Raw genomic sequence first — 8,178 nt, forward strand, 5'->3', positions numbered from 1 at the left:
AGAGCTCTAGGAAAGAGCCTTTATCCTCGCATTTTACGCTGGCGCCAGGCATCCAGCGTTTCATCGATGATGCGCGCGGGCACGTGATCCAGTTCGAAAACGGTGTCGATTTCCAGCACTTCGAGCTGGTCGAGAAAGTCCCGTGAGGCGCCGTGGCGTAGCCGGGCGGCGTCCTTGGCGGTGGTGATGAGACCGAGCCTCTCGGCGCCAGCCGTCGCGGCCAGCTCGGCAAGTTCGTCCTCGGCATAGAAATGATGGTCCGGAAACGGCCGCGTCGACACCAGCTCGCCGCCGGCTGCCCGCACCGTATCGAAGAATTTCTCGGGGTGGCCGATGCCGGCGAAGGCCAGCAGCCGCTTGCCGGCAAACCCCGCCTTGCCGCTTGGCTCGGTGCGAGCCTCGAAGATCGGCCGTCCGGCGCGCGCCGCCTGGCGTACCACGGCGTCGGCGGCGGTGCCCTCGCCCATCTTCAACAGCCCGCTGGTGAAGACCAACTGGTCGACGACCTTGGCCCGGAGCGGGCCGCCCGGAATGACCCGGCCATTGCCGATCCCGTAGCGCGCATCGACGACGACCAGCGCGTAGTCGATGTGGATGCGCGCGCTCTGGAAGCCATCGTCCATGATCAGGAAATTGCAGCCATGCTTTTCCAGCAGCAGCCGGGCGCCGGCGGCGCGGTTCGGCGTCACCGCCACCGGCGCGTGTTCGGCCAAGAGCAGCGGCTCGTCGCCGACATGCTTGGCGCTGTCGTGATTGATATCGACGACATGCGGTTCGGCGAAGGAGCCGCCATGGCCGCGCGACAGGAAGCCGGGTTTCAGATGCATGCGTTGGGCCTGTTCGGCGAGCGCGATGGCCACCGGTGTCTTGCCGGTACCTCCAACGGTGAAATTGCCGATGCACAGAACCGGTGCCTCGATCTTCTCGCGCTTGGCCCGCCGCATGCCCCGGCCGGCGGCGAGCGCATAGATGGCCGACAGCGGCGACAGTGCCAGGACCCGCCAGTCCGGCTCTTCCCACCAGAATGGTGGTGCCTCGGAAGTCACGCTAGCGCCCGTTCGCGCCCTTCAGGCGCGACTTGACGACCAGCGGCTGGATGTAGGGCTCAAGCGATTTCAGCGTACGGGCCAGCGCACCTCGCATCTCGTCGACGGTCGCAATGCCCGCCGCCATCATCTCGTGGCGCGCCACTTCGTTGGTCAGGAGGAAATTGACGGCGCCGGCCAGCATGTCGCGATCGCGCACCAGCTTGGCGCCGCCGCTGTCGAGCAGACGCCGGTAGGCCTCGCGAAAATTCTGCACATTGCGGCCGGCGAGAACCGCGGTGTCGAGCATGGCCGGCTCCAGCGGATTCTGGCCACCCTCCGAGGTCAGCGAGCGGCCGACGAATGCGATTTCCGTCAGCCTGAGATAAAGCCCCATCTCGCCGATCGTATCGCCAAGCAATATGTCGGTGTCGGCAGTGATCCTGTCGCCCTTGCTGCGCCGCGCGACCTTCAGGCCCATGCCGGAAATCTGCGCGGCAAGCGCCTCGGCGCGATCGGGGTGACGTGGAACGACGATCGTCAGAAGACCAGGGTGACGCTTGTGCAGTGTCGCGTGGACTTCCGCCGCGACCACCTCCTCGCCGTCATGGGTCGAGATCGCCGCCCAGGTCGGGCGCGCGCCGATCTGACGCCGCAGCGCCGCCAGCACCCGTTCGTCGACCGGCGGCGGCGAAGTATCGACCTTGAGGTTGCCCGACACGGTGACCGGCCGGGCGCCGAGCGCGAGGAAGCGCTCGCCATCGACATCCGACTGCGCCACCACATGAGCCAGGTTCTCGAACAACGCCTCGGCGATGTTGGCCCGTTTCTTCCACGACCTGAACGAACGGTCGGACAGCCTGCCATTGACCAGCACCTGCGGCACGCGGCGCGCGCCAAGCTCGAGGATGGTCATCGGCCAGATCTCGGATTCGGCGATGATCGCCAGATCCGGCTGCCAGTGGTCGAGGAACCGGCTGACCGCAGGCTTGAGGTCGAGCGGCACATATTGATGGATGATGCGATCACCGAGCCGCTCGTCGGCGACCTGCGCCGAAGTGACCGTGCCGGTCGTCAGCACGATGTTGACGCCGTAGTCGAGAATGCTTTCGACCAGCGGCACGACGGCTATGGTCTCACCGACGCTCGCGGCATGGATCCAGATCACCGGACCCTCGGGCCGCGGGCGGCCGGCGACGCCATAGCGCTCGCGGCGGCGGTAGCGGTCTTCCTTGCCGCGCGAGGTGCGCCAGGCGACGTAGGGCCCGACCAGCGGATAGGCGGCCGCACCCGCGAAGCGGTATGCCGACAGCATGGCTCTCGCCCAGCGACCGCTCATCGCGTGGCGTCCACGAGACGGTAGGCCTCGGCGGTCGCGGCATTGAGCGCGACTGTCACTTCCTGGCGCTTGCGCTCCATTTCGGCGGCATCGGCACCAGCCGCCACGAAGATCGGCGGGCCGATGACGATCGACGAGCGGCCGAACGGCAGGTTGATGGTGGTCCTGTCCCAGCTCTTCTCCAGCACCTTGCGGCGGCTGGTGGTGATGGCGACCGGCACAAGCGGCCGGCCCGAGAGGCGCGCCAGGAGAACGATGCCAAGCCCTGCGTCGCGCGGTTTGCCGTGCGGAATATCTGCGATCATGGCGACGTTCTTGCCGGTCGCGAGCGACTTTTTCAGGGCGATAAGCGCTTTTGCCCCGCCTTTATCGAGATGCCTGGCATTTTCTCGCCCGCCCGAACCGCGCACCGCCTCGATGCCGAATTTCTCCAGCATCAATGCGTTGAGCTCGGCATCGGCGCTGCGTGAGACCATGGCGACCAGGGGCTTGCGCTTGGGGTAGTAGGCTGGCGTCAGCAGATGCTGACCGTGCCACAGAGCGATGATGACGGGCTCGAACTCGGTATAGGCACCGCCCGAAAACCGCGCCGATCCCGCGACGACGCGATTGGTGAGGTGCACGAACCGGACGAACTGGGCGAACAGGCTGGCGATGGCGTTCTTGACGAAGCGCGACTCCGCCAGCGGTTGGCGAATCTTGCGCCAGAAGGCCTTGGTCGTGCGGCTGCGTCCCCTGCCCGTGGGTGCGGCCTCGCTCGCTGGCCCTTTCGCCAGATCATGCTCCATCGAAGTCAACCGGCAGCCTTGTTGTCGGGGTCCAGCAGCCGGTGCAGATGAACGACGAAATAACGCATGTGGGCATTGTCGACGCTGGCTTGCGCCTTGGCTTTCCAGGCCGTGTGCGCGGATTGATAGTCCGGATAGATGCCGACGATGTCGAGCCCGTCGAGATCGCGGAATTCGCTGCCGCCAAGCTTCTTCAGTTCGCCACCGAACACCAGATGCAAAAGCTGTTTCTTTCCGTCTTCCACGGCCATGTCGGTCCTTCACATATCGTGAGTTTGTGACAGGTCTAGACCAAAGCCGCCGACTTTGGAACCTTAGACCCAGATGAATTCATCTCGTTCAGGAAAGCGCTTTTACGCATCCAGCCCGGCGATGACGCCGGCGAGCACGTCCAGCAGTTCACCGCTGCCGGCGGCGAGCGCGCCGTGGCGGGTCACCTCGCCGGCATAGAGCGGGGCGCGGCCATGCCGGTCGAGCAACTGGCCGCCGGCCTCGCGCAAGATGAGATCGGCAGCGGCAATATCCCAGTCATGCGCGTTCGGCTTGACGAAAGTGGCATCCAGCACGCCATTGGCGATCATGGCCAGCCGATAGGCGAGCGAAGGGCTGTAGGGCGCCCGCTTCAGCCGCGCCTGCCATTCGGCCGGCATCAGGTCGGTCAACTGCTTCAGTCCGGAAATCTCGGCCGTATCCGCCAGCTTGCGCACCGCAATGCGCTTGCCGTTGCGGAAGGCGCCCTGGCCGGGCAGCGCCCAATAGGTCTCGTCCATCGCCGGGCATTCCAGCACGCCGGCCAGCGTGCGGCCATGCTCGACGACGGCAACGCTGACGCACCAGGTGCGCTGGCCTTCCAGGAAACCGCGCGTGCCGTCGATCGGGTCGACGACGAAGGTGCGGCGTGCCGAAAGCCGAACCGGATCGTCGACTGTTTCTTCAGACAGCCAGCCATAATCCGGCCGCGCCGCCAGCAGCGTTTCGCGCAGATAGGCGTCGGCGGCGTGATCGGCCTCGCTGACCGGCGATGTGCCGCCCTTCATCCAGACTTGCGGGCTGTTACCGAAATAGCGCATGGCGATGACACCAGCCTCGCGGGCGGCATCGCGCAGCAGCAGCAAATCCTCGGTGGCGCCGGCAATGGTCAGGTCATGCTCCGGCAAGGGTCATCCCTTCGATCAGGAGCGTTGGGGCGGCGGTGCCGAAATTGCGGTCGAGATCATCAGCCGGCACCATGTTGAGGAACATGGTCTTCAGGTTCGAGGCGATGGTAACCTCGGCGACCGGATAGGCCAGTTCACCATTCTCGATCCAGAAGCCCGAGGCGCCACGGCTGTATTCGCCGGTGATCATGTCGACGCCCTGGCCAAAAACCTCGGTGACGTAGAACCCGGTCTTGAGCGATTTGATCAGTTCCTCCGGCGCGCGCTCGCCGGGCTCGATGGCGAGATTGGTGGAGGATGGCGAGACGGAAGAGCCGCTGCGCGCGCCGCGCCCGTTGGTGACGAGGCCAAGCTCGCGCGCGGCCGATGTCGACAGGAACCAGTGGTTGAGCACGCCCTTTTCGACCATCAACAGCTTTTCGCCCTCAACGCCTTCGCCGTCGAACGGACGCGAGGCCTGGCCACGCCGCCTGAGCGGCTCGTCGGTGACGGTGATGGCCGACGCGGCCACCTGCTTGCCCATCATGTCGCGCAGGAACGATGTCTTGCGCGCGACCGAGGCGCCGTTGATGGCGCCGGCAAGATGGCCGGCGATGCCGCGCGCGACGCGCGGATCGAACACCACGTCGACCGGCCCGGTCGCCGCCTTGCGCGCGCCGATGCGACGCACCGCGCGTTCGCCGGCCTTGCGGCCGATATCCTCGGATGCATCCAGATCGGCAAAATGCTGGCGCGAGGAGAATTCATAGTCGCGCTCCATGCCTGTGCCCTCGCCGGCAATGACGCTGGCCGAGCGCGAAAAACGCGAGCCGACATAGTGGCCGAGGAAGCCGTGCGAGGTGGCCAGAACCAGCCCGCCCAGGCCCGCACTGGCGCTGGCGCCGGCCGAATTGGTCACGCCCTTGACTGCAAGGGCTGCCGCTTCCGCAGCAAGGGCTGCTTCCTTCAACTGGTCGGCCGACACTTCGGTGGCATCGAACAGGTCGAGATCGCGCGTCTGTTTGGCGAGCAATGCCGGGTCGGCCAGCCCCTGATAGGGATCCCGCGGCGACACTTTCGCCATCGCGACGGCGCGCTCGGCCAGCATCTTCGGATCCGAGGCTGCGGTGGCCGACACACTAGCCACCCGGCCGCCGACGAAGACGCGCAGCGCGACATCCTCGCTCTCGGATGATTCGGTGCCCTCGACCTTGCCGAGACGCACCGACACGCCGGTCGAGCGGCCGCGCACGGCCACCGCGTCGGCGGCATCGGCACCAGCCTTCTTGGCAGCCTCGACCAGAGCCGCGACGCGGTCGGTCAATTTTGCTGCGTCTGATATATCGGTCATGCCTGAAATCCTGCTGGTGCGGCCGACGTCCGGTCGTTGCCCACCCATCTATTGTTCCGGTCCGGCTTGTGCAATGGCATGGGCTTCAATCAAAATGCAGCGTTGAGGGTTCAAACCGCGAACCCTGCGACGCATAATCAGTCCGCAGCCTGCTCGGAGCATTTTCGATGACGCCTTTCCATCTCGCCTTCCCGGTCCGTGATCTCGATGAAACCCGCGTTTTCTATGGCGAGGTGCTGGGCTGCGCCATCGGCCGCTCGTCGGCGACCTGGGTGGACTTCGACCTGTTCGGCCACCAGATGTCCGCGCATCTGCGGCCGCGGGCGGCACAGGCCCCCAGCGACGGCAAGGTCGACGGCATTGTCGTGCCGATCCCCCATTTCGGCGCCGTGCTGCTGATGGACGACTGGCAACGACTGGCAACGCGACTGGAGGCACGCGACGACATCGATTGGCTGGAACGGCCGATGGTCCGCTTCAAGGGCGAGCCCGGCGAACAGGCGACACTGTTCATCCGTGACCCCTCGGGCAATGCCTTGGAATTCAAGGGCTTTCGCTCTCTGGAGCAGGTTTTCGCGCATTGAGCAGGTCAGGACCGGCTGCAGAGCGATTCAGGGCGCCGCGACCGGCGTCCAGATCACATCCTCGATCTTCTGCGCGCCGGTGGCCAGCATCGCCAGCCGATCGAAACCGAGCGCGATGCCGCTGGCCGGCGGCATGATGGCAAGGGCGGCGAGGAAATCCTCGTCCAGCGGATAGCGCTCGCCATAGATGCGCTGTTTCTCGTCCATTTCGATGATGAAGCGCCGGCGCTGCTCCTCGGGATCAGTCAGTTCGCCAAAGCCGTTGGCGAGTTCGACGCCGCAGCAATAGAGCTCAAAGCGCTCGGCGACGCGCGGGGCGATCGGGCTCGGCCGCGCCAGCGCCGCCTCGGCCACCGGATATTCGCACAGGATGGTCGCGCGCCCCTGCCCGAGGAACGGTTCGACCTTTTCCACCATCACCCGGCTGAACAGGTCGGCCCAGCTGTCGTCGGGCGCGGTTCGCAGGCCGGCCCGGGTCAAGGCGGCGTAAAGCGCGTCGCGGTCGGTGGCGCCGTCGGCGGCGATCGTGGCCAGCAGATCGATGCCGGCATGGCGAGAGAAGGCATCCGCCACCGTCAGCCGCTCCGGCTCGGCGAACGGATCGCAGTCGCGGCCACGGAAGGAAAAGCGCGTCGCCCCTGCCCTTGTCGCGGCCAACGCCAGAAAGGCCGCGCAATCCAGCATCAGGCTCTCGTACGCCTCGCCCACCCGGTACCATTCGAGCATGGTGAATTCGGGATGGTGCAAGGGGCCGCGCTCGCGGTTGCGGTAGACCGGACCGAAGCTGAAAATCCTGACCTCACCGGCGGCGAGCAGCTTCTTGCAGGCGAATTCCGGCGAGGTGTGGAGATAGAGCGGCGACCGCGCACCGTCCGGCCCTATCGCTTGCGTGGCGAAGGCCGCCAGATGCGCCTCGTTGCCGGGCGAGACCTGCAGGGCCGCCGTTTCCACCTCGACGAAATCATGGGCGGCGAACCAGTCGCGCAGGCTGGCGGCGATGGCGTTGCGCAGCATCAGCCGCGGGCGGCGGTCGGCATGGACATGCGGCGTCCACCAGGGCGAAGCTTCGGTCATGAGGCGCAGATCATGATGGAATGGGGCTGGCGGCGGCGGCCAAGATGCGCTAGGCCCCCATCCAGTGCCGCACAGGCCGGCAAACGCCAATCAACTATCGCAGGATTTAAAACCGTGGTGAAAGTCATCGCCAGTTCGCTCCGCAAAGGCAATGTCGTCGAAAAAGACGGCAAGCTTTATGTGATCCTCTTTGCCGAAAACATCCACCCAGGCAAGGGCACGCCGGTGACGCAGCTCGACATGCGCCGCATCGGCGACGGGGTGAAGGTTTCGGAGCGCTACCGCACCACCGAACAGGTTGAGCGCGCCTATGTGGAAGAGCGCGAGCACACATTCCTCTACCGCGACGGCGAGGGTTTTCATTTCATGAACCCGGAGACCTACGACCAGGTGGCGGTGTCGGAAGCCGTTGTCGGCGACATGGCGCCTTACCTGCTGGAAGGCATGGCCGTGCAGTTGTCACAGTTCAACGGCATTGCCATTTCGCTGGTGCTGCCGCAGCGCGCCACCTTCGAAGTGGTGGAAACCGAGCCGACAACCAAGGGACAGACGGCCTCGTCGTCCTACAAGCCGGCCGTGCTGTCCAACGGCGTGCGCACGCTCGTGCCCCCGCACATCGCGCCGGGCACCCGCGTGGTGGTGATGACGGCCGATGGCGCTTATGTGGAGCGGGCGAAGGACTGAGGGCCGGCGTCTTTTAGCTTCAGGGCGAAGGCGGTTATTCCTCGGCGAGCGACCCTCAGGGAAAAGTGAGATGCCCTGAGGCGCTGGATGGCTGCCTCGCAGGCGCCGCCCTCCGATAGCTCATGGGCGGCTTGAGGCGGCGATCGCGGGATAGTCGGTATAGCCGGCGGGGCCGCCGCCATAGAGCGTCGCCGAGT

At 65.8% G+C, this 8,178-nt stretch carries 9 protein-coding genes; 2 read left to right on the forward strand and 7 right to left on the reverse strand.

What is annotated here, in order from left to right:
• Positions 1-20: 20 nt before the first annotated feature.
• The 6 genes from lpxK to NKH03_RS21020 form a co-directional block, all read right to left on the reverse strand.
• The gene (gene lpxK / locus NKH03_RS20995) at positions 21-1,046 is read right to left on the reverse strand and encodes a tetraacyldisaccharide 4'-kinase (protein WP_352970254.1); all 1,026 of its coding nucleotides are present in this window, start codon (positions 1,044-1,046) and stop codon (positions 21-23) included.
• A 1-nt stretch (position 1,047) separates the two neighbouring features.
• Positions 1,048-2,364: a lipid IV(A) 3-deoxy-D-manno-octulosonic acid transferase gene (gene waaA, locus NKH03_RS21000; protein ID WP_352869471.1), complete on the reverse strand. Its 1,317-nt coding sequence runs from the start codon at positions 2,362-2,364 to the stop codon at positions 1,048-1,050.
• Entirely contained in the window at positions 2,361-3,152 is a 792-nt protein-coding gene (locus NKH03_RS21005) for a lysophospholipid acyltransferase family protein (RefSeq protein WP_352869469.1), read from the reverse strand. Before NKH03_RS21005 ends, waaA begins: the two co-directional genes overlap by 4 nt.
• A gap of 5 nt (positions 3,153-3,157) precedes the next feature.
• Positions 3,158-3,403, reverse strand: coding sequence for a DUF4170 domain-containing protein (locus NKH03_RS21010; RefSeq protein WP_352869467.1), 246 nt, complete (start codon positions 3,401-3,403; stop codon positions 3,158-3,160).
• 102 nt (positions 3,404-3,505) lie between these two features.
• Positions 3,506-4,309, reverse strand: coding sequence for a 3'(2'),5'-bisphosphate nucleotidase CysQ (locus tag NKH03_RS21015; protein WP_352970256.1), 804 nt, complete (start codon positions 4,307-4,309; stop codon positions 3,506-3,508).
• Positions 4,296-5,639: a TldD/PmbA family protein gene (locus tag NKH03_RS21020; RefSeq protein WP_352970259.1), complete on the reverse strand. Its 1,344-nt coding sequence runs from the start codon at positions 5,637-5,639 to the stop codon at positions 4,296-4,298. The genes NKH03_RS21015 and NKH03_RS21020 overlap by 14 nt, the downstream gene beginning before the upstream one ends.
• A gap of 167 nt (positions 5,640-5,806) precedes the next feature.
• Between NKH03_RS21020 and NKH03_RS21025 the strand changes: the two genes are divergently transcribed.
• Positions 5,807-6,223: a VOC family protein gene (locus NKH03_RS21025; RefSeq protein ID WP_352970261.1), complete on the forward strand. Its 417-nt coding sequence runs from the start codon at positions 5,807-5,809 to the stop codon at positions 6,221-6,223.
• 27 nt (positions 6,224-6,250) lie between these two features.
• On the opposite strand, the gene epmA is transcribed toward NKH03_RS21025, so the two are convergent.
• A complete protein-coding gene (epmA, locus tag NKH03_RS21030) occupies positions 6,251-7,297 on the reverse strand; it encodes an EF-P lysine aminoacylase EpmA (RefSeq protein ID WP_352970263.1) in 1,047 nt (348 codons plus the stop codon).
• 114 nt (positions 7,298-7,411) lie between these two features.
• On the opposite strand from epmA, the gene efp reads away from it, so the two are divergent.
• Positions 7,412-7,981, forward strand: a complete 570-nt coding sequence (gene efp / locus NKH03_RS21035) for an elongation factor P (protein ID WP_023762108.1) — start codon at positions 7,412-7,414, stop codon at positions 7,979-7,981.
• Positions 7,982-8,178: the final 197 nt, after the last annotated feature.

Source organism: Mesorhizobium sp. M1406 (genome assembly GCF_040317555.1).
In the GTDB taxonomy this organism is placed as follows: Bacteria; Pseudomonadota; Alphaproteobacteria; order Rhizobiales; family Rhizobiaceae; genus Mesorhizobium.

Coding starts and splice junctions, on each gene's coding strand:
- NKH03_RS21025 (WP_352970261.1), top strand. CDS start 5,807: ATGACGCCTTTCCATCTCGCCTTCCCGGTCCGTGATCTCGATGAAACC.
- NKH03_RS21010 (WP_352869467.1), bottom strand. CDS start 3,403: ATGGCCGTGGAAGACGGAAAGAAACAGCTTTTGCATCTGGTGTTCGGT.
- epmA (WP_352970263.1), bottom strand. CDS start 7,297: ATGACCGAAGCTTCGCCCTGGTGGACGCCGCATGTCCATGCCGACCGC.
- waaA (WP_352869471.1), bottom strand. CDS start 2,364: ATGAGCGGTCGCTGGGCGAGAGCCATGCTGTCGGCATACCGCTTCGCG.
- NKH03_RS21020 (WP_352970259.1), bottom strand. CDS start 5,639: ATGACCGATATATCAGACGCAGCAAAATTGACCGACCGCGTCGCGGCT.
- NKH03_RS21005 (WP_352869469.1), bottom strand. CDS start 3,152: ATGGAGCATGATCTGGCGAAAGGGCCAGCGAGCGAGGCCGCACCCACG.